16 protein-coding genes are annotated in these 20939 nt (G+C 60.3%); 15 read left to right on the top strand and 1 reads right to left on the bottom strand.

Translation table 11 applies throughout. The features are described from left to right. Positions 1 to 3 precede the first annotated feature (3 nt). From IPP35_06915 to IPP35_06900, 4 genes are all read left to right on the top strand, one after another. Positions 4 to 501 carry a prepilin-type N-terminal cleavage/methylation domain-containing protein gene (locus tag IPP35_06915; protein ID MBL0058829.1) on the top strand — a complete coding sequence of 166 codons (498 nt, stop codon included), beginning with the start codon at positions 4 to 6 and terminating at the stop codon, positions 499 to 501. Between the two features lie 56 nt (positions 502 to 557). Further along, positions 558 to 1190: a hypothetical protein gene (locus tag IPP35_06910; protein MBL0058828.1), complete on the top strand. Its 633-nt coding sequence runs from the start codon at positions 558 to 560 to the stop codon at positions 1188 to 1190. Then, entirely contained in the window at positions 1145 to 2017 is an 873-nt protein-coding gene (locus tag IPP35_06905; GenBank protein MBL0058827.1) for a hypothetical protein, read from the top strand. The genes IPP35_06910 and IPP35_06905 overlap by 46 nt, the downstream gene beginning before the upstream one ends. A 363-nt stretch (positions 2018 to 2380) precedes the next feature. After that, positions 2381 to 3514, top strand: coding sequence for an ATP-binding protein (locus IPP35_06900; protein ID MBL0058826.1), 1134 nt, complete (start codon positions 2381 to 2383; stop codon positions 3512 to 3514). A gap of 410 nt (positions 3515 to 3924) precedes the next feature. On the opposite strand, the gene IPP35_06895 is transcribed toward IPP35_06900, so the two are convergent. Further along, positions 3925 to 4383: a transposase gene (locus tag IPP35_06895; GenBank protein MBL0058825.1), complete on the bottom strand. Its 459-nt coding sequence runs from the start codon at positions 4381 to 4383 to the stop codon at positions 3925 to 3927. A gap of 193 nt (positions 4384 to 4576) precedes the next feature. On the opposite strand from IPP35_06895, the gene IPP35_06890 reads away from it, so the two are divergent. The 11 genes from IPP35_06890 to IPP35_06840 all read left to right on the top strand — a co-directional run bounded on the left by IPP35_06890 (position 4577) and on the right by IPP35_06840 (position 20935). Next, positions 4577 to 5719: an ATP-binding protein gene (locus IPP35_06890; protein MBL0058824.1), complete on the top strand. Its 1143-nt coding sequence runs from the start codon at positions 4577 to 4579 to the stop codon at positions 5717 to 5719. A gap of 445 nt (positions 5720 to 6164) precedes the next feature. Continuing rightward, positions 6165 to 6818, top strand: a complete 654-nt coding sequence (gene tmk, locus IPP35_06885) for a dTMP kinase (protein MBL0058823.1) — start codon at positions 6165 to 6167, stop codon at positions 6816 to 6818. Beyond that, positions 6815 to 7792 (top strand): DNA polymerase III subunit delta', encoded by a 978-nt coding sequence (gene holB / locus IPP35_06880; protein ID MBL0058822.1) that lies wholly within the window; start codon positions 6815 to 6817, stop codon positions 7790 to 7792. The genes tmk and holB overlap by 4 nt, the downstream gene beginning before the upstream one ends. After that, the gene (gene metG, locus IPP35_06875; GenBank protein MBL0058821.1) at positions 7789 to 9321 is read left to right on the top strand and encodes a methionine--tRNA ligase; all 1533 of its coding nucleotides are present in this window, start codon (positions 7789 to 7791) and stop codon (positions 9319 to 9321) included. The genes holB and metG overlap by 4 nt, the downstream gene beginning before the upstream one ends. Beyond that, complete coding sequence (locus IPP35_06870; protein MBL0058820.1) at positions 9318 to 10142, top strand: TatD family hydrolase; 825 nt, start codon at positions 9318 to 9320, stop codon at positions 10140 to 10142. The genes metG and IPP35_06870 overlap by 4 nt, the downstream gene beginning before the upstream one ends. A gap of 96 nt (positions 10143 to 10238) precedes the next feature. Further along, positions 10239 to 11147 (top strand): FecR domain-containing protein, encoded by a 909-nt coding sequence (locus IPP35_06865; GenBank protein MBL0058819.1) that lies wholly within the window; start codon positions 10239 to 10241, stop codon positions 11145 to 11147. Further along, complete coding sequence (locus IPP35_06860) at positions 11138 to 13153, top strand: hypothetical protein (protein ID MBL0058818.1); 2016 nt, start codon at positions 11138 to 11140, stop codon at positions 13151 to 13153. The genes IPP35_06865 and IPP35_06860 overlap by 10 nt, the downstream gene beginning before the upstream one ends. Next, positions 13143 to 14204, top strand: coding sequence for a hypothetical protein (locus IPP35_06855; GenBank protein ID MBL0058817.1), 1062 nt, complete (start codon positions 13143 to 13145; stop codon positions 14202 to 14204). The genes IPP35_06860 and IPP35_06855 overlap by 11 nt, the downstream gene beginning before the upstream one ends. After that, positions 14125 to 19257, top strand: a complete 5133-nt coding sequence (locus tag IPP35_06850; GenBank protein ID MBL0058816.1) for a hypothetical protein — start codon at positions 14125 to 14127, stop codon at positions 19255 to 19257. The genes IPP35_06855 and IPP35_06850 overlap by 80 nt, the downstream gene beginning before the upstream one ends. After that, on the top strand, positions 19254 to 20429 hold the full coding sequence (locus IPP35_06845; protein ID MBL0058815.1) for a PorV/PorQ family protein: 1176 nt from the start codon (positions 19254 to 19256) through the stop codon (positions 20427 to 20429). Before IPP35_06850 ends, IPP35_06845 begins: the two co-directional genes overlap by 4 nt. Then, positions 20330 to 20935, top strand: coding sequence for a type I 3-dehydroquinate dehydratase (locus tag IPP35_06840; protein ID MBL0058814.1), 606 nt, complete (start codon positions 20330 to 20332; stop codon positions 20933 to 20935). Before IPP35_06845 ends, IPP35_06840 begins: the two co-directional genes overlap by 100 nt. Positions 20936 to 20939 lie beyond the last annotated feature (4 nt).

The raw sequence follows: 20939 nt of genomic DNA, 5'->3' as shown, positions 1-20939 counted from the left end.
GTGGTGAAACGCCGACCGACGAGCGGTTTCACCCTGGCCGAGTTGATGATGGTCGTGGCCTTAATGGCCGGGATCATGATGGTGGCCGTCCCGCTTTTGATCCACACCGGCCGGTTCTTTTGGCTGAACCGGACCCGGGTCGAACTTCAACGGGCCGCGCGGGAGGTGATGGACACCGTGACGAAAAATCTGAGGCAAGCCCAATCCAGCACCATCGTGATCGATCGTTTGAACGTGAACCAGCCTTACTACTCGCGGCTCAGTTTCACCACCATCAACGGGCTCAGTCTCACTTATGCCCTGAATGGGACCCTCTTGCAAGAAACCCGCGGAGGGAAGACCCGGACCCTTTCGGACGATGCGCGTTTCGTGAACTTTTACCTTCCCAAATCCAGCGACATGACCATCATTTCCGTATCGTTGACTTTCGAAAAAGCGATTTATCAGGGAAAAACCAAAGCCTTGCACGTGGCCTCGGAGCGGGTCCGGGTGATGAACTGAGGCGATCGCACGGATCGGCGGCAAGATTTCAGTAGGAGGAAACCATGGGACCATCAATGAAAGAGTCAAAACGGCCGGCTGAAATATGGACGGGCGCGCGCGGAGTTCGCGGCGTCCGGGGCCAGTTGTTGGTGGGCGCGGTTCTCGTTCTGGCCGTTCTCATGATCTTCGTGCCCTTGTTGGTTCAGTGGGCGGGGCAGGAATCCCGTTGGACCGTTAAACAACAAAAATCCTCCGTCATGTTCGCCCTGGCCGACGCCGCCGTGGACCGCGGCACCTGGAAACTGAAGAGCGCCACCTCCACCTATGCGGCCGCCTCGGTGGGCACGGTCCTCGCGGGTTACAATTTCGACACCGTTTACACGGACATCGAGGGCGGCACCTACCGCCTGCGGTTCAGTTCCGGCCCATCGGCGAACCAAGTCACCATTCTGGCCGAAGCCCGGGACAACCTGACCAAACAGGTTCGCGCCGTGCGGGGCGTATTCGAAAACGTTTCCCTCCCCGGCCCCATGATGTCCGGGGCTCCATCGGGTATCAGAAGGATTTCGAGTGCGCCTGGGGCCCCATTTACGCCAAGGGCAACATCAATATTTCCGGCTGGGCCGCCACCAAATACTATCCCCGGAAATACTCGAAGCAAGTGGTCACCGGCATTGCCGCCAACCCGCGCGACACCAACGGTCTGACCCCCCCCAACACCAACAACATCGAATGGTGGTCCGATTACAATGTCCCGGACATGCCGATCCTGGATTTCACCACCATGCGCGCCTCCGCCACCGCTACGTCCACCTTGAACTTCCGCACCAACATCGCCGCGGGGCCCGCCATCCGGTGCACCGGGTTTGCCGCCACCCACGGCACCTGCCAAACGGGCTCCACGCCGCACACCACCGCGGCCAACCACAGTCCCGCCGGCACCACGTGCCACTTTTTCGACGCCAACGACCACGCGAGTTCCAAATTGAACCGGTTGTGGTACTGGGATAACGACGTCATTTTTTCAGGCGATATGACCGCTTCCGCCCCGGGCGGTTGTCACCGGCTCGGGTTGTACGGCACCGTGATCGTGCGCGGCAACATGACCGTGGATAACGGCGACTGCTACAGCTACGTGGGCCCCGTCCCCGCCAACGCCTGGCGGGAATACGCCAAGCTCACGACCGCCAGCAACGATACCGCGGTCGCGAACCAGTATCCCGCCGACAACGGTTTCCAAACCAACCGATTGACCTTCAACCACGGCGGCGAAACCTGGACAGGCGGCCCCATCGCCGCCAACACGGACGTTGGTTTCCGCGGGTTTGTCTACGTCGGCGGCGCCCTGACCCTGAATTCTCTGACCGACATAGCCGGGACCGTGTGGGTGGTGGGCAACACCGTCAACAACGACACCAGCGGCGAGCGGGTGAACGTCTTTTATGAGGGGAATAACCCCAACATCCCGCTCCTAAACGTGGTCCTCGCCCGCGTCACCTGGGACGAAATCCCCGCCTCCAACATCGCCTGGTAACCCCCGCGAAATCACTCAAGGGTCCGGGGAATAGATGCATGACATTCGCCGTGACAGTTTAGTGCTCCGAAGCGATTTTTGTAGCTGCCCGATTTATCGGGCGATTGTCCGTCAGCGGACGAGGGGGGTGCATTTAGTTATTTAGTTTTCTCAGCCATTGATGGTCATTAGACGCTCGCCCCGCCAGGCCCATTTCCTTTAAAATTGGATTTACCGGTTTTTCACGCGGGCCCATGATGGCCCCGTGTTAAAATCTTGTTTTGACCTCCATTTACAATTAACTCAGTCGAACGGCTGAGTTGAAATGCATTGACAGCGGTCAAATTCCATTGTATTATGCTCACTATGTATACACGATTGTTGATGCCTCCATCCACCTCCTTCTTCCTTTTTGGGCCCCGGGGGACGGGGAAGTCCACCTGGATTGACGCGCATTATAACCGAGCGCAACGCTTTGATTTTTTAAAAAACGACGTCCTTCTTCGTTACATCGGAGAGCCTCAGCGCCTTCGCCGGGAAGTGGAAGGGAAAGAGGAGGGTTCTTGGGTGGTTCTGGACGAGGTTCAGAAGGTCCCCTCTCTGCTGAATGAAGTGCAATCGGTTATGCACGACCGGCATGACAAAATCAAATTTTGCCTCACCGGTTCAAGTGCGCGGAAGTTAAAATCAAGCCAAGCCAATTTACTGGCCGGCCGGGCCATCCAGAAATTGTTTTTCCCCCTGGTCTCCAAAGAACTGGGCGCCGATTTTGATTTGGAACGTTGTCTTCGCTATGGCACGTTGCCTCTTGTTTACACACGGCCTCCGTTGGCGATTCAAACCCTCGAAGCCTATGTGGGTACCTATCTAAAAGAGGAAATTCAGCAGGAGGCACTCTCTCGCAATTTAGAGTCCTTTTCCAGGTTTCTTAAAGTGGCCGCCCTCATGAATGGCCAGGTCGTCAACGTGGCCGGCCTGTCCCGGGACGCCGGGGTTTCGCGGCCCAGCGTTGAACGGTATTTTTCGGTTCTCGTTGATACGTTGATTGGCTCGTGGGTCCCGGGGTGGCAGCCCCGTCTGAAAGTGCGTGAAAAACAAAATCCGAAATTTTATTTTTTTGACAGTGGGGTTGTTCGAACTATTTTGGGAACGGTGCGAGATCCCATGGAATCGTTTGAGCGGGGATTATTGTTTGAAACGTTTGTTTACAATGAGCTTCGCGCCGCCGCGCACTATCTGGACGTCGGGGGAGAGATCTTCTATTACCGAACTCCCGCCGGGGTTGAGGTCGATCTTATCTGGAGTCGGGGAAGAAAGGCCATTGGAATTGAAATCAAATCCGCCACGGAATGGCGGTCGGAATATGGAAAGGGGCTTCGCGACCTCTTGGATCAAGGGAAAATTCAGGCGGCCTATGGGGTCTACCGTGGAACCCGGGCCTTCTCCGATTCCCGGATCCGAATTTGCCCGTTCGAGCAATTTTCAAGCCAATTATTTGATGGAACCCTTTTTGCGTGAGTGGAAATCAGGGGGACGTATTTAGTTATTTAGTTTGAGGCTTCTTGGTTTCCGGTGGGTCTAAGGGGAAATCACTGGGGCGCCATTTGCCTTCAGGCAAGGGGGCTCCACCTTCCGACCCCGGCCCGTCGCAGAGCTTCATGAACCTGGGGCGGCAGAGCCGCTGATGCGGATCCCTTTTCTTTGCACGCCCAAAGAAAGGGGACGGAAAAGAAATGCGCCCCGGTCGGTTTCCGCGCGATTTTTCGTCGGCACCGTCTTTCTGTTCATTCCCATGGTCGGTGCCGTCCCAACATTGATAAATTTGTCGGAAGGGACGGCCCTCAAACATCTTCGGGCCGGATCAGACAGGTCCGGCCCCGCTAGCGACGAAAAATCGTGCTCAAAACGCCTCAAGGGGGGGCAAAGAGTCAAAAACGACCCACTCCAAACCCGGAAGACCCAAAGAGGGGGCTTCCGGGTTTAGCATGGGTATAAATCAGCCCCCCGCAATGGAAATAGATCGATGTTTTGAAGTTCTCTATGTTTCTAAAGCCACAGGCCATCTGTTTGATTTTCTGAATCTTGCTGTTGATGCTTTCACTCATCGCATTGGTGACACGATGATGAAAGTAGGTCATGATGTTGGCAATATGATCCTTGATCGTCTTCGCCGCTTTCCGAAGGGGCGCTAATCGGCTGTGTGTGGCCCAAAAATACCACCGCTTCCAAAACGGATCTGAACGGTTACAATTTTCGTGTCTCTTTAGCCCTCTGAAAAAGAATTTCCCTCTCCTCTTGGGAGGCCGTTCGCAGAGCTCACGGCACCGGGGGCGGCAGAGCCGCTGATGCGAGGGTAGGGTGAGGGATTCGGCTTCGACGGAAAACATCTTTCCCTCATCCGCCCCTTCGGGGCACCTTCTCCCAAGGGGAGAAGGAATACACTTTTTTGTTCCGTCTAGAGTTTCGGAACGCTAAAGAGACACGAGCGACGAATGGCAAAAAGCGGGTTTTGACCTCCTTCGTTGGAAATAGTGTATCTGTAGTTGACAAATTAATAGAATTTTTGATAAGTTCACTATCATGATAAAGAGAGCTTTCTGGATACGTCGGCTTGAAGCCGCGTGGCGTACAGCCCCGATTGTTTGGCTCGCAGGGGTCCGACGTGTGGGTAAAACGATTTTGGCGGAAAGTCTCGATGAGGGGAGAACGGAATATTTTGACTGCGAGCGGCCCGCGCTCGAAGAAATGTCAAAAGACCCGGACCTTTTTTTCAAATCCCGTTCAAAACCCCTTATTGTTTTGGACGAGATCCATCGGTTGCGGGACCCAAGCCGGCTCTTGAAAATTGGGGCTGACCATTACCCCCAGTTCAAAATCCTCGCCACCGGGTCGTCCACCTTGGCGGCCAGCGATTTGTTCAAAGATACCTTGTCGGGCAGAAAACAAACCGTTCACCTGGTGCCCGTGCTCTGGACAGAGCTCGAATCCTTCGACGTGAGCCTAGAAAAAAGGCTGACCCAAGGGGGTTTGCCCCCCGCCCTTCTTGCCCCGAAGAAAGAAGCGGGTTGGTACCGGGAATGGATGGATTCCTTCTTCGCCCGGGACATTCAAAGGCTCTTTCGCTTTCGAGATATCGAAAAGTTCCAATGGTTCCTTGAATATGTGCTCAAGCAAAGCTCGGGCCTTTTTGAGATCAGCCAGGCCTCCCGCGATTTGGGGATTTCACGGCCCACGGTGGAAAGCCACCTGCGGGCTTTGACCGTCACACAAGCCATCACCATCGTTCGCCCTTTCCACGGTGGGGGAAATTCGGAATTGGTCCGCCGACCGAAAGTGTATGGGTTTGATACGGGGTTCGTCAGCTTTTGTCGGGGGTGGGATCCTCCTCGTCCAAGCGATTTCGGCGCCCTTTGGGAGCATATGGTTTTGGAATTCCTTCGAGCCATTCGGCCGGAGCATCCCATTTTCTATTGGCGGGACGGATCGGACCGGGAGGTGGATTTCGTCCTCGTGCAAGATCGCGACACCGTGGATGCCATTGAATGCAAGTGGAACCCAGACCAATTCGACCCCGCCGCCCTCCGCGCGTTTCGGACCGCTTATCCCCAAGGAAAAAATTACCTCGTCACACCCAGGGGGGGCCCCTTCTACGACCGTTCGTATAAAGAAATGACGGTCCGCGTATGCAACCCCTCCGCTCTCCCCGGTTCCTTCCACCCGTAAGAAGATCACGAAATCAGAGGGACGCATTTTTGTGTGAGGTTTCTCAGTCTCTGCTGGTCATTGGACGAAGGCCCCGCCAGGACCCATTTTCGCTGAAAATGGACTTAACCTGGAATTCCCAGTTGGACCCGGAATTCGACGAAGGATCTCTCACTTTTTCCCCCTTCGGGGCCGGGGCCTCTTCGGCCCGTCCCAAACAGGGGCCACTGGCGCCTGGGACCCTCAAAAAGTTCGTCCGATGTCCCTGCGACGGCTCTAGCCAGAAGTGCCGCGTGGGAGCGGCCATCGACCTCACTTTTTTCGTCCTAAAAAGTGGATCTCCTTCGTCTCGGTTCTGCGGGCCAACTGGGAATTTCAGGTTACCAATTTTTACGCGGGCCCAGGGTGAAATCGGGTTTTGACCTCCTTCGACGGAAATGGTTCAATCTCCGTCGTGCGAAGAGGACTGTTCATCACTTTTGAGGGGGGGGAGGGGTCGGGGAAAAGCACCCAGGCCCACCTGTTGGCCGCCCGACTGCAGGGGCTTGGGATTCCCGTTGTTCATACGCGGGAACCCGGCGGGACGTCCATCGCGGAGTCCGTGCGGCGGGTCCTGCTCCACCCCCAAAGCCGCATCGCCCCCATGACGGAACTATTGCTTTACGAAGCCGCCCGGGCGCAACATTTGGCGGAGGTGGTGGTCCCGGCTCTGTTGGCGGGCCGGGTGGTGATCTGCGAACGGTACACTGACGCCACCGAAGCCTACCAAGGCTATGGCCGGGGTCTCCCCCGCCGGGAAATCCAAATTTTGAACAAGATCGCCACGGGGGGGCTCACGCCTTCCCTCACCTTTCTCTTGGACGTTCCCGTTCGGCGCGGCCTTTCGGCGGCTCGCGGATTGGCGAAACGGCTCTCCCGACGGACAGCCAAAACCAGCGGGGGGGACCGCATGGAACGGGAACCCGCGCTCTTCCACCAGCGCGTGCGGCGCGGCTATTTGGCTTTGGCCCGGCGGGAACCCCGCCGGTTCCGGGTGATCCCCTGGGGGGGATCCGTGGCGGAGGTGAGCGGGCGGATTTGGGCCCACGTGGATCGCCGTCTCCCCCGGAGGCGACCGTGACGCTTTTGAATCAAACAAATCGTCCTCTGCGGGACGTGCTCGGCCAGTCCGCCGCCGTGGATCTTCTCGCGGCCTCCCTCACCGCCGGGCGCGTGCCCCACGCCTATTTGTTCACCGGCCCGGCCGGTGTTGGAAAACGCACGGCGGCCCGGGCCTGGGCAAAAATCCTGTTATGCAAAAATCCGCCGTCTCCGGTTCTTTCTTGCGGGGTCTGCGGGGGTTGTGAGCGGGTGGAAACGGGCGGCCATCCGGACCTCCTTTGGGTGGATTTCGTTCGCCAGGCGGCGCTCTTAAAAGAGACCGTGGAAAAGCAAAAGTCCCTCAAGATTTCCACGGTGCGGGAGATGGAACGGGCGCTCCGCTTGAAACCCCTCGAAGGCCGGGTAAAGATCGCCGTTCTCACGCCTGCGGACGCGTTGGGGGACGACGCGGCCCATGCCCTGCTAAAGATCGTGGAGGAACCGCCCCCGGGAACCCACCTCATTTTAATTTCGTCGGAGGCGGGGTCTTTGCTCCCCACGATCCGGTCCCGCTGTCAGCGGGTGAGGTTCCGGCCCCTGGCGCCGGAAGTGGTGCAGGACCTCTTGGCTCGAGACCATGGGGATCGCCCCGTGGCCGAACTCGAGCTCGCGGCCCGGAGTGCGGACGGTTCCGTGGAGCGGGCGCGAACCTTGCTGGAGGAGGGAACGGGATTGGATTTTGATTGGCAGGGATGCCTTTTAAGCGAGCTTCTGGCGTGGTGCGAAGGGTTTCAGAACCCCCGCCTGGGCCGCACGGTGGCGGAACGGTTTTTGGAAACTCTTCTGGCCCGATTCCAAGGGGAGGCCCGGGCCGGAGACCGCGACCCGGACGACCTGGGCTGGGTTTTAAAAGCGCTCACCCGCCTCCGCCAAAACGCGGGTGTCAGTCTCACGCTGGAACACCTTTTGCTCCATTTGCGACGGCGAGCCCGGCGACGTTCGGAGGTTTCATGAAACCCTTTTACATCACGACCCCCATCTATTACGCCAACGACGTCCCCCACATCGGCCACGCCTACACCACCATCGCCGCCGACGTTTTGGCGCGTTGGCGCCGGCTGAAGGGCGACCAGGTGCATTTCCTGACCGGGACCGACGAGCACGGGGCCAAAATCGACCAGGCCGCCCGGGCGGCCGGAAAAACCCCGATGGAATATCTGGGCCCCGTGGTCGAAAAGTTCAAAGCCCTTTGGACCCGCCTCGGCATTACCCAGAACGATTTCATCCGCACCACCGAGGATCGGCATAAAAAAGCCGTCCAGGCCGTTTTCGAAAAGTTGAAGGCCCAAGGGGACATTTATCTGGGCGCCTATGAGGATTGGTACTGCGTGCCGGACGAAACGTTTTGGTCCGAGGGAGATCTGCTGAACGGCCAGTGCCCCACCTGCGGCCGGACCGTGGAAAAATTGAAGGAAGAAAGCTATTTCTTCCGACTGTCCGCTTACCAAGACCGCCTCCTGGCGCACTACGAAAAAAATCCGGATTTCTTGGCGCCCAAATCCCGGGCCGGGGAAATCACGAACTTCGTTAAGTCCGGTTTGCGGGATCTATCCGTTTCCCGCACCAAGGTCCCCTGGGGAATTCCGGTCCTGTCCCACCCGCCCCACACCGTCTATGTGTGGTTCGACGCGCTTTTAAATTATATCTCGGCCTTGGGATACTCCCCCTCGGGGTCCGCCCCTCTCTTCGCCGAGGCCTGGCCGGCGGAGGTTCATTTCGTCGGCAAAGAAATCTTTCGGTTCCATGCCGTCATCTGGCCCGCCATGCTCATGGCGCTGGGCCTGCCGCTCCCCCAGCGGGTTTTCGCTCACGGTTGGTGGACCGTGGAAGGGGAGAAAATGTCCAAATCCCGGGGCAACGTGGTGGACCCCCACGCCGTGGCCGAGGTCTACGGGGTGGACGCCTTCCGCTACTTCTTGTTGCGCGAAGTCCCCTTCGGCGGAGACGGGGATTTCTCGCTCCAGGCCCTGCTGGGCCGGTACAATTCCGAACTGGCCAACGCGCTGGGCAATTTGCTGAACCGCGTGCTCACTCTGGTTGAAAAAAACTTCGAGGGCCTGTTGGACGGCGCCGCCGCCACCCGGGAACTGGTGCCGGAAAACGCCGGCGCTTGGCTGGCCGAATTCGACGATTCCCTGAACCGCCTGGCGTTCCACGAAGCGTTGGAGAAGGTTCTGACCCTCGTTAATCGGGCCAACAAATTCGCCGAGGACCGCGCGCCCTGGAAACTGGTGAAAGAAGACCGCGACCGGGCGCGGGGGGTGTTGGTCGAAATGGCGCGGGCCCTCAAACTGGCGGCGCTGGCGCTCCATCCGGTCATGCCCGAGATCACCCAGGAAATGTGGCGGCAGTTGGGGGAACCCGACCCGCTGGCCCAAGCCGCGCCCGCCCTTCTCGCCTCGGGGACCCTCGCCTTCGCGCCGGGTCAGAAAGTCCAAAAAGGGGCGCCTCTCTTCCCGCGGAAGGAAACGCCGCCCCGGTGAATCCCTCCTATTTCGAAACCCATACCCACCTCACCGACGAGAAGTTTGACGAGGACCGGGACCTGTCTCTTGCGCGGGCCAAGGAATCCGGCGTGGACTGGTTCGTGGAAATCGGCGAAGACGAACCCCAGTGGCCCAAGGCCCGGGCGCTGGCGGAGGCTCGAACGGACGTCTATTGGACGGCGGGGTTTCATCCCTACTACGCCGTGAAGGCGGACGACGGGCTGGTCCGGCGGTTGGAAGAGGCGGTCCGGCATCCCAAATGCGTGGCCGTGGGCGAAATCGGTTTGGACTATCACCGGGACGATTCTCCTCCCGAGGTCCAGCGCCGGGTGCTTCATGATTTAGCGGGCGCGGCCCGGCGCGCCGACAAACCCATCGTTCTCCATTGCCGGGAGTCCGGGGTCGAAAAAACCGATGCCCAGCGGGATCTGCTCTCAATCCTCGGGAAATTGTTCCCCGTGGGGCCCGCCACCGTTCCTTTGGGCGTGGCCCATTGTTTTCAAGGAAACGCGGAAACGGCCTGGGCCCTGATCGACCGGGGATTTTTGATCGGCGTGGACGCCCCCATCACCTACCCCGCCGCCTCCTCCCTTCGGGCCCTCATCACCCACCTTCCGCTGGAATCCCTGGTGCTGGAAACCGACAGCCCCTATCTCCCGCCCCAAAGCCATCGGGGAAAACGCAACGAGCCCGCCCACCTGCCCGCCGTGGCCAGGGCCCTGGCGGAATTGAAACACCTCTCCGTTGAAAAAATAGCGTCGACCACCTCGGCCAACGCTCGGCGCCTGTTCCGCCTCCCACCCCGCCCCACGGCCTAAACCGGGGCGGGATCGGCCCGCGAAAAATAATCTTGACAGAATCTGGTTCCGGCCCTAGACTTCAAATACAACCGCCGATTTCGCGGTTATCCACCCATGCGCCGACGAAACAATCATCGTCTGAACGCCCTCTTCGCGGGGTTGGCGGGTCCGTTCCTCCTCCTTTCAACTGTTTTTGCCGAGCCCATCGTGGTCAAATCCGTTCGTGGCAACGCGGAAATCCACCGTTCTAAATCCCAAGCCAACCGCTGGCGCGCCTTGCAGAAGGGCGCGTCGGTCAAGCCGGGCGACACGGTGCGGACCGGGAAGAACGCCCGGTTGGAGTTGAAGATCGATGATGGATCCCGGGTGGTTTTGGGGTCCAAAAGCCGGGTCCAGGTGGCCGAGTCCGCCCCGTCCCGAATCTTCAATCTCGCCGTGGGCCGCATAAAATCCTTCGTCAAGAAACTCCAACCCGAAAGCAAATTTGAAATCCGCACCCCTCTGGCCACGGCCGCCGTTCGAGGGACGGTTTTCGAAATGGGCTTCGATGAGGAGGCCAAGGCTGGGTTCTTGGACGTGGACCGGGGCGTCGTGGCCCTTTCCCAAGACGGGCGGGCCTTGGACGTTCGCGCGGGCCAGCGCATGGATTTCCTGACCGATGTGCCCCTGGGCGAAGCGCCGAGCCGTGAGTCCCGGGGCTCCGCCGCGCCGTCGTCCGAAGACCTGGCCCGGGACGCCCTCCGGCACGAGGTGGGGCTCGGGATGTCCAAAGAGATGGTCATGGCCGCCGCCGCCGAAGAAATCCGCGCGGCAGAATACCAGGAGGGAAAAACCCTCATGGACGTCAACGGAAACCGGGTGCGGCTGGAGGAATACATCATCCGCAACCCCGCCGAGATTACCGTCAACCCGGACCGCGCCTTTAAGCTGGTGACGCTGAACGAACGGGCCGACCGGTTCGACTATTTCTACTATTTGGGGCAATTCAACCAAACGCTCCCCACGGACCTTCCGTGGCTTTAAATGACGTCCGCGGAAAACTGAACGACCGTCCCGGCTACTCCCTTGAAAATTACGAAATGGGAATGTCCAACACGCGGGATTCCATCAAAGACGTGGCCACGGGCGGACATTTAGTCAAAGTCGATTTCGATGGAACTCAATACACCTTAACCGCCCCGGACGATCCACTGGCCCACACCCGGATCATCCTGGCCGACGAGGTCTCCACCGCGAACGGTGAACTTTTACACAAGCTCTATGACCCGGTGGGCGATCGGTTCGTGACAGTGACGGATGCCCAGTTCCAGGCCGGCGGGGGCCAGGTGGCGGTTTATGACGGGGCGAATGACGTATTCCGTCCCATGGCCAGCAACGACATCTATTACCGAACCTCTTTTGATAGTTACGCGCATTTGGTGTTGGGGGAGGGGAAGCCCGCTTTCACCAAACAATCCTACCTTCCCACCGTGGGAGTAACCACCATCCTGGCTTTGGACCAAGACGCGACCTTTACCTTTCCCACGGATCCCTCGGACCCCACCAACGATACCGTCGTGGCGATCAATGAAACGCCGTCGGGGGAAGACGCGCTTCACAACCGGGTCACGCTTTTTTACCGAGACGGGACCTTCGAATCCGCCGACACCTACATTATTTCAGATGACGGCCAGATCGGATCCCTGTCCGCTTTCGCGGGGCTCACCAGCGGCACGGCGTTCAAGAACGAACTACTCAAATGGAATTATCAGCAGATTCTCACGGCCAGCGAATTCGACGGCCGTACGATCGACCTGGTGGTGGAACCCCAAAATCCTCATCCGGTCCGGGCTCATCCCATGAAACCCTGGGGTCTCCTTTTCATCGTGATGGGAACGGCGGCGCGGGCCGCCGAGGTGACGACAATAGGGACCTTTGGTTTTATGGGGGGCCAACATTTTTTGGAGGGGACGGCCTCGGATTTGGCGGCGGACGTGAACGTTTCGGTGACGCCCGTGGTTAAGTTTTCAGACCGCTGGAGCCTCTTCCCCACCTACCAGGGGACCTACCAAGGGAACCGCGACATTCAGGAGCTGGCGGGCGGGGGGACCCTGTTCCAAGACTCCACGTCGCAAAACCTTTTGGTGAAGAGCGTTCACACCGTGGGATCCTGGAAAATAAAGCCCTCGGTGGGGGGCCGTATGGAATGGTTGCGGGAAACCAAGGATGAAGATTGGGGAGAGGGATTGTTCGACTATCGTAAGGGGAGCGCGGGTCTCGAGGTGGAACGCTCGTTTTCCCAGAGGGCCGGCGCTCGATTGGCCTATGATTATTATCAATTGGCGTTCCCCAATTATCGCTCGCTGGAGTCGGCCCAGGATCCCACCTTGTCGCGGGAGCTGGTGGGGGAAAAAGTCTTGGACAACCGCAACCATATGATGACCCTGGGCTATTGGTCGCCCTTGCCCGCCCGGGGGAGTGTTGATTTGAACGCTTTTTACGACCAGCGAGGATACGACGACCAGCCGGTGGTGGCCCCGTCCGGGGATTTGACGGCCACGGACCGGAAAGACACCGTGGTTTCACTCATGGCCTCCCTTTCGCGGCCTTTCCGGGGTCCGGCGGACATCCGTTTTCTGGGGGAACTGGGATTGGGTTACAACGTCCAATCGTCCAACCAGAACCATTACGACGCGCGAAAAGCGGTTTTCGTGGCGGACTATTACGATTACACCCAATGGCGCCTGGCGCCCAGCGTGACGGCTGTTTTAGACGGCGGCGCCTGGTGGGTCTCCTTGGTTGGGATGTACGATGAGCGAAGTTACGGCGAGCGCCCGGCCCAGGACGCCAACGGCGACTATTTGGCGGCGAAGCTCAAGGTCTCCACCTTGACGACTCAGTTGGGGGTCACCCGGGTCCTGTCCAAACACCTTCGTTTCCGGTTCCAAACCTCCCTGGGGTGGGGCGACGCCAATACCGATTACGAAAAGGTCTACACCTATAACTATCGCATGGCCAACTATTTGGTGGGGTTCTCCTATGACTTCTAACCCATTCCGACGGATCTTGCCCGCGTTGTTCCTCGCCGGCCTCGTTCCCCGCCTCGGGGCGGTGGATATTTCGGGAACGCTCACCCAGTCCGGAGGCGGGACCGTGCCCAGTTTTGTGGCCGTGGTCGTCACCACGGCGCCCGTCAAGGATCCGCTACACGCTCTGGACCCAGCGGTGTTCATCGCCAGCGCGTCGGTGTCGCTCGTTTCCGTTGGTCCTTACAGTTTCACGGGACTGCCCTTCTTTGGCGGCTCAACGGATTACTATTTGTATTCCTTCCGGGACGCTAATTTAGACAACGTTCCGAACCACACCGAACCCATGGGCGGATATGGACCTTTCCCCTACAGCGCCCTTTCGGCCAAAGTCACGGCTTCCACCGCGAGCGCTGTTTTTCCTTCCGTTTCTTTCTCTTTGTTCGAACGGGGGGAGATCAGTGGCACCCTCACCAATTCCAGCAATCAGCCCGGACGACGGTTGGTGCTTCAGGCCACTCCCGTGCCTTTTGACCCGGACAAGATGCAACGCGTGGCCTTGTCCACGGGACCCGGCGGGGCCTACAGTTTGGGCGGTTTGCTCCCCGGCGTCGATTACCTGGCCGAGGCCTTTGTGGACACCCAATGGGACGGGGAGAACGGGAGCTACAATCCGGATCCTTTTGAAGACAAGGCCTATCAAGGCCCCTTCGCCATCACCGCCGGGGTCTCCCAGCCCGCGAATCTATTGATCCAACCCGGGGCGGTGAGCGGTTCTCCCGACCACATTCGGATTGTGGGCCCTGGCAACAGTTGGCGTCAAGTCATTTCCTCGGGGTCGGCCTCGGCCCCGCTCCAAATTTCAATACGCGACTTCAATGACTCCCTGACCCAATCGGCGGCGTCGGTGTCCGTCGTTTTTTCGGCCTACGGGTCCACGGGTCCGTTCACGCCGCTGGACGACACCGGCTCGCCCCTGGCGGGCCTTCTGGTGGGTGGGGCAATCCCTGTCGCCTCCGTTTCAATTCTTGCACCGCTCCACCGGCACGGTCACGCTCCAGGCCCACGCCGTTAATTTTCCCGCCTTTGGTTTGGACCGATACGCTTATTATAGTTTCGACGTGCTGGGCGAGGGAGCCGGCTTCTCGTCGTTGAACGCGCGGACCACGTCCCAACCCTCCACCGCCACGGCCACGGCTGTCACGATTTCACCCGACCGGGACGGGGCGGACGACACCGCCGTCCTTTCCGTCGACCCCCCCGCCGGAGTGACGTTTTGGGAAGCGGTGATCTCTTCGGAAACCTCCTTCGGCCCGGGCGTCGTGCGGCGATTTTATGGGCAGGGCCAAAACGATGTCTACTGGTCCGGAGACGGTTGGGAAGGCCGTACCGTGCCCAACGGCCTCTACTATGCGCGGTTCCAAACCGAGGGGTTGGGGCTTGTCTCGTCCACCGTCACCGTGACGGTTCAGGCCGCATCTTTAAAGGGTTTCGTGCGCAACAGCAACACCTTGAGTCCATTGGCCAACGTGACGGTGAACGTCTTCGGACAACGGGGCGGCGGTTACGGATTGTCCGCGGCGGATGGATCCTTTTTTGTCAGCGGTTTGGCCCCGAACCAAACCTATGCGGTACAACTTTCGAGGCCGGGGTTCGCCCAATTGTCGCTCTCCACCCAGACCAACACCGCCACTCTGGACTTGGGCGTGTTGGACGTGGATCCGGGCGCCGAGTTTCACTGTTCAGTGAGCGTCAGCTCCGGACCGTCCCGCGATATTTACGGGCGGGCCTCCGTCCGCGCCAGCACCGCCACGCATAGCGCCAACGGGAACCTCCACCTGGGCCCCGGTTCCATACTCACCGATAACGGGTTCCCCATCGCCGACCCGCTCTTCAGCACTTTCACCGTTTTGAGCGTTCTGCCGAACCTGGATTACACGATCGAGGTGGATCTGCCGGAATACGGGCATGTGAATTTGGGGACGTTGACGGCCCCGCCCGCCGGAAGTTCCGTGGATATCTCCACGTCGCTCGTGCGGAAAGCCAACCTGTCCGGCCTGGTGGTTTTCCCGGCGGCTCTGAACACCCCGTACAACGGGGAATGGGTTTCCGTGGACGCGGCGTTGTCCACCGCCCCGACGCGACCGGTGGCCTGGGGGGGCGCCGGCGTACCGAACGGACTCAGCACCGGAACGTTTCATTTGTTTGGAATGGACGCCGGGACGTACATTCTCCGGGCCTCCGTCCGAGGGTTTGCCACCAGCACCCAGACGGTCACGGTGGGCGCGGGCGATCTGTTCAACCTCGATTTCCCCGTCTTCGGAACAGGCGGTATCGCCACCGGCACCATCACCGTGACCGGAAACTCCTCCGCTCTGGGCATCGGCGGCGGGGGCGGATGTCCGGCCAACCAATTCTCTCTGTTCATCAATGCCTTTTCCCGGACCAGTTTCACCAACGCCTATTGGCAACAGTGCGTGCCCACGTCCCTGACATCGACCTCCGCCTCCTTTCAGATCACCGGGCTCAAAAACGAAACCTACGACCTGAACGTCTTCCTCCCGGGATTTCAAATGTGGCCGGCGGGGTCCCAACAAGTCACGGTGACGGGCGGGGTTGGCCGCAAAGACCTTCTTCTGAAGGCATTGACCGGACGGTTGGATGTGGTCGCCAATATTCCCGCGGGGGATTTGGGGGCGTGGATCACCTATCAACTCAACAAGGAAGGGCCGGATCCCATCCAACGGTCCGGAGTTTTTTCCGGTTCCCCCACCGCCAACGCGTCCATTTCCGGATTGGGCACCGGCCTCTATCGGTTGACCGTCACCAACACGAAACCCGGAAGAGGATTGATCCGGACGGTTCCCGTGGCCGTGACCAACGGTTCCGTCTCTTCCGTCACCGTGGACATGACGGTTCCCACCTTCGCCATCGGCGGATCGGTGGACGTCCAAGGCAACGTCGTTTTGGGTTCCACCTGGAACGTCACGGTGAGCTCGGTTTCCGGTCTGGACGCGGCTGGGGTTCGCCCCGAATTGGCCGTCTACGCCTATCCGCTTCCCAACTATTTCGACGAACGCTTGACCCCCTTGAGGCAAGTGCCCATCTTTCCCCACGTCAGTTCCGGGAGCTTTCTGGTCACGGGGTTGACCCCCGGTGGATATTTCCTCCGCCTGACAGAGGACGCGAATCCGCCGACTCCGCCCGCGAACTGCGGCGGGTGCCGAACCCCCGGCCTGCCGGAGCTGGCCAGTTCCGGCCAGGTGGTGTTCATCGGAACCTCTAACGTGGCCGGGATCCCTCTGACCGTGACGAACGGGGCCACCCTTTCCGGAGTCATCCAGCGGCCCGCGGGGGACGCGTCCCAGGAATCCCGGCACCTCGTTTTGCGGCTCCGGAGGGCCGACAATTTGTCGCTCTGGCAAACCGAAACCAACACCTCCGGCACGGGAACGGCGGACTACCGCTTCTCCCACCTGGCCTCCGGCGATTACATCCTGGAGGTGGTCGACGATGCCCGGCCGCCGAAATACGCCGCGGCCTCCACGTCGGTCCGGATCGCCAACGCGGACGTGACCCAAAACGTGACTTTGGTCGCCGGAGGCACGATTATCGCCCTCCTCCGGGACGCGGATACGGGAACGTTGCTGACGGCTGAGAACGCGCGACAGTTCCTATCCGATTCCTTTGAAATCGCCGCGGAGGCCGTGCCCTGGGTCCCCGGGGGGTGGGCCCAGGCCGAACGAGACATGACCAACGGGGGGTACGCCTTCGATGCTCAGACGGGGGTGATTTCCATTCCGCGCCTGATTCCTGACACCTCCTACAACGTTTTCTTGAGAGGACATGAGTCTCTGGGCGAAGAGGCCCGCGCCCAGGGCCGGCGGACGTATGCACCGACGGTCCTGTCGGGGGTTCGCGTGCAGTCGGGCGAGGTTTTGGACCTGGGAACCATCGATTTAAACCAGGGGGGAGCCCTTTCGGGCACGGTTCGGAATAAGGCCGGCCAGGCGCTTCCAAACATTCGCGTCCAGGCCCTGCCTTCGGTGTCGAACCATTCCGACCGCACCAAGTTTATGGTGGAAACATTCACCGACGGCAACGGGATTTTCCAAATCGACGGGATCGATCGTTCGCAGAAATTCTACGACGTGGTGGCGTCGCCTCGATTCCAACAGGGGGAAACCTTTTCCCAATTGTCGGGAAAGCGCTACGGGGAAGAACGGGTGCGGATGTTGAACGTCAACGACCCCCTGAAGACGACGGGAATCTCCTTTTCCTTAGAGGAGGCCAACGCGAGTTTGGTGGGCCGCGTGGTCCCCAATGACGGCGGCCCCCTGATCCCTGTCTTTGGCGACCTCCAGAACCAGGCGGGAGTGCGCGGGGCCGACCTGGTGCTCCACCGCGACGGCGCTCCTTTGGGGGACGACCCTCTGGGGGAAATTGAAGAGCGTTCCGCCGCCGACGGGACTTTCCGCATCGACGGTCTCCGGCCGGGCGGCTACACGATCCGAGCCATCGCCCTGGGCTACGCCACCGCGATCCGGGGAGCGGTTCTGTCGAACGGAGCCACCGCCAACGCGGGCACGATCGTCTTAGGGAAAGGGGCCTCCGTGTCGGGAACGATCGTCAAGCCCGACGGAAGTTCGCCCAGCCGGGCCGACGTGGATGCGGTGGTCGGGGTGGACGACGATTTCAAAGATTTTGTTTTCGGCCGCGTCGATGCGGACAGCGACACGGGCCTCGTCACCGGTTACGAGCTAAGTGGATTTTCGGTGGGAAAACCCTATTCGATCCTGATCCTCTCCAAAACCAGCGACATCGTGGAAGCGGCCTCCAACGTGACCTTTGAGAGCTCCACCGAAACGAAGGTCGTGCCCCTGATCTTTCGGCCGGCGCCCCCCAAGGTGTTCGTCAACCAAACCCGTTCGGGAAACACGTACACCCTCCGGTTCTTCTCCAGCCAACCGCTCCGCAACACCGCGGCGGCGGACAATCAATTGGAGCAGATCGTGATGGAATCGTCAGGAACCAGCGGGGCCATCACGGCGCGAAGCCTGAGCGCGTCGAGGGATTCCCTGACCGTCACCTTTGACGCGAACCCCGCGGCCAGTTCCTTCGGGCTCGATCTGGCCTTCTACACCGACACCGTGGACCCGGACGACCCGACGGGAGCGGATTACCGATTTACCCAAACCTTCACGTTCTACACGGGCATCGGGTTGCGCCGGTCCGTGGGCATTCCGAACGTCACGGGCGGCGACTGCACGTTGGAAGGCGTGGCCACGGGCGCGAGTTTTCCCTCCGGGGCCTTCGACGTGGCTTCTTCCTCCACCATTGAGGTCGGAATTTTAAGCGCCGAAACGGCGGACGGAGAAACGCTTCCCCACACGGCGCCGCGAATCGCGCGGGGTCCCGCGCTTTCCTCGGCCGCGCGGCGCCTGGGCCCCGCCGCCTTTCCCGCGGGGGGGCTCTTCGCCGCGGTGTCGGCGGCCGCCGATGTGAATCCTTTCAGCGCCTTCTACGACGTTTTCCTTCCGGCCGGGGTCCGCCGGGCGCTCAAAAAGGAAGCCCAACTGACGTTGAAATACGCGGACGATGTGACCGATCCTTCCAAGATCAACGTCTACTACTTTGACCCCCAGAACAACGTGTTCCTCCTGGAAAAAAGCGGTCGAACCATCGACGACGTGAACAAAACCATCACGGTGGGCGTCAGCCATTTGTCCACGTTCGTGGTTCTGCCGAGCCAAGCGTCCATCGTGCAAGGGGGGGCCTTCGCGGGAAGCGACATTTTGGTCCACAACGTGCCCAATCCGTTCAACCTGGACTCGAAACTGGTTTCTCTGGTGAACGGGGGGAGCACCACGGACCGCACCACCGATGGAACGCTGATCAAAGTGGCCCTTCCGGCGGGGAAGTCCGGGACGCTGACCATTGAAATCTTTGATGTGGCCGGAGCTCTCGTTCGGGAGATGACCGAAACCGCCGCCGGAGGGACTTACTCCTACATCGAGTGGGACGGCCGGAACGGAAACGGGAAGAAGGTGGCTTCGGGGGTTTATCTGGGCCGCTTGACGGTCAATGGCGGCGACGAGCGGTTCTTTAAAATGGTGGTGGTCAAATGAAGCGAGAATGTCGGAGTCCGGGGGGAAACCTTTGGGCGACGTTGGTCGCCGGGTTCGCCCTTTTCGGTCCTTCCTCGCTCTTCGCCGGAGGCAAAGCCGGAACGAACGGGGCCCCCTTCCTCCAGATCGCCGCCGGGGCGCGGGCGGCGGCCTTGGGGGGGGCGTATACGGCCCTCGCGGATGACGCTTCGTCTCTGATGTGGAACCCCGCCGGTTTGGCCCGCGTTCAGCGCGGGGAACTGGCCGCCACCCACACCCAATGGCTCCAGAACGCGGATCACGATTTTCTGGCCGGCGCCATTCCCACGCGGTGGGGCACCCTGGCGGTGGGCGCCGTCACCCTCTCGGTTCCGGATATTCCGAAACGGTTGACGGACACCGACGCGGCGGATGGGACCTTCGATTCGCGGGACGCGGCCTATTCACTGGGGTACGGCCGGACCGTGGGAACCCATTGGGCCCTGGGCCTCTCCGCCCAGTATATTCGCCGAACCTTGGACGGATCTTCCGCGGCGGCCCCCGCCGCTTCCCTGGGCGCCCAATGGAAAACGCCATTTTCCTTCTTGACCCTGGGGGCCAGCCTTCGTAACATAGGGGGCGACATCACGTTCAATGAGGAAGGAGACCCTTTGCCCATGACTGCGTCGGTCGGCGCCGCCGCCCGTTTTCTAAAAGATCGTCTAGCTCTCGCGCTGGACGCCCGTTCGGTTCGAGACCAGGACGCGAGTTTCGGCCTGGGGTGTGAATACGCTCCCCGTCTTTTCAAAGACGGCACCGGAGCTCTCTCCGTGGGGATACGATTCCGCCGCCGGCACCGCGGGCGGAACGGGCCTGACGCTCGGGGCGGGGCTCGGTTTTTCCCGCTGGGGCCTCGATGTGTCCTGGGCGCCTTACGGAGCCCTGGGCGACTCTCTCCGCTACGGTTTCCGTTTTTCCTTCTAAAAGAATGGGACGAGCGAAACTTCCCTCCGGTCTGGGCCGCCGGGCCCTCATCGTGGCGTCTTTACCGGACGCTTCCCATCTGGCCGCCGACGGGCGCCGGGCGCTCAAAGAGGGTGCGGACGTCCTCGAAGTGCGGGCGGATCTCTTCCCCAAACAACAACTTAAACCCGAACAGCTCCAACGAACCCTGCGATCTCTTCGCCGGGAAACCCGTCGGCCCATCCTGCTGACGCTTCGCATGGGAGAAGAGGGGGGAGGCCTTTCCGTCAAGTTCCGCGAGGTGGACCGGCTGAACCTTTTCCGGGCGGCGCTGGCGGAAGTGGACGGAGTGGACGTGGAGCTGGCCGCCGACGAGATCAACCGCCACGTCGTCTTCGAAGCCCACAAACGGGGACGCTTCGTGGTTCTCTCGACCCACGACTTTAAACGCACGCCCACCAACGCCGTTCTGTCGGGTTTCGTTCGGAAGGCCCGCCGGTTGGGCGGCGACATTTTGAAGGTGGCGGCGCGCCCCCTTCGGCAAAAGGATGTGGAAAGATTTATGTCTTTTTGCGAGGAAGCTTCTTTCCGGCGACGGGTGTTTATTCCCCTGGGTCCCCTGGGCCGAACGGCACGCGAGCAAGGCTTTTCATCCGGTTCGGCGATGACCTACGGTTTCGTCCGAAAACCCTTGGCCCCGGGACAACTCTCCGTGCGCCATCTGGTTCAGCAGACCCGTCTCCACAACCAAAAATAAATCT

This window comes from Elusimicrobiota bacterium (assembly GCA_016721625.1).
Classification (GTDB): domain Bacteria; phylum Elusimicrobiota; class Elusimicrobia; order FEN-1173; family FEN-1173; genus JADKHR01.
This window is presented reverse-complemented; position numbering and strand designations above follow the sequence as displayed.

Bases quoted from the DNA above. Each gene is read 5' to 3' on its own strand.
- IPP35_06910 (MBL0058828.1), top strand. From the start codon at position 558: ATGAAAGAGTCAAAACGGCCGGCTGAAATATGGACGGGCGCGCGCGGA.
- IPP35_06900 (MBL0058826.1), top strand. From the start codon at position 2,381: ATGCCTCCATCCACCTCCTTCTTCCTTTTTGGGCCCCGGGGGACGGGG.
- IPP35_06895 (MBL0058825.1), bottom strand. From the start codon at position 4,383: ATGTTTTCCGTCGAAGCCGAATCCCTCACCCTACCCTCGCATCAGCGG.
- IPP35_06890 (MBL0058824.1), top strand. From the start codon at position 4,577: ATGATAAAGAGAGCTTTCTGGATACGTCGGCTTGAAGCCGCGTGGCGT.
- metG (MBL0058821.1), top strand. From the start codon at position 7,789: ATGAAACCCTTTTACATCACGACCCCCATCTATTACGCCAACGACGTC.
- IPP35_06865 (MBL0058819.1), top strand. From the start codon at position 10,239: ATGCGCCGACGAAACAATCATCGTCTGAACGCCCTCTTCGCGGGGTTG.
- IPP35_06855 (MBL0058817.1), top strand. From the start codon at position 13,143: ATGACTTCTAACCCATTCCGACGGATCTTGCCCGCGTTGTTCCTCGCC.
- IPP35_06845 (MBL0058815.1), top strand. From the start codon at position 19,254: ATGAAGCGAGAATGTCGGAGTCCGGGGGGAAACCTTTGGGCGACGTTG.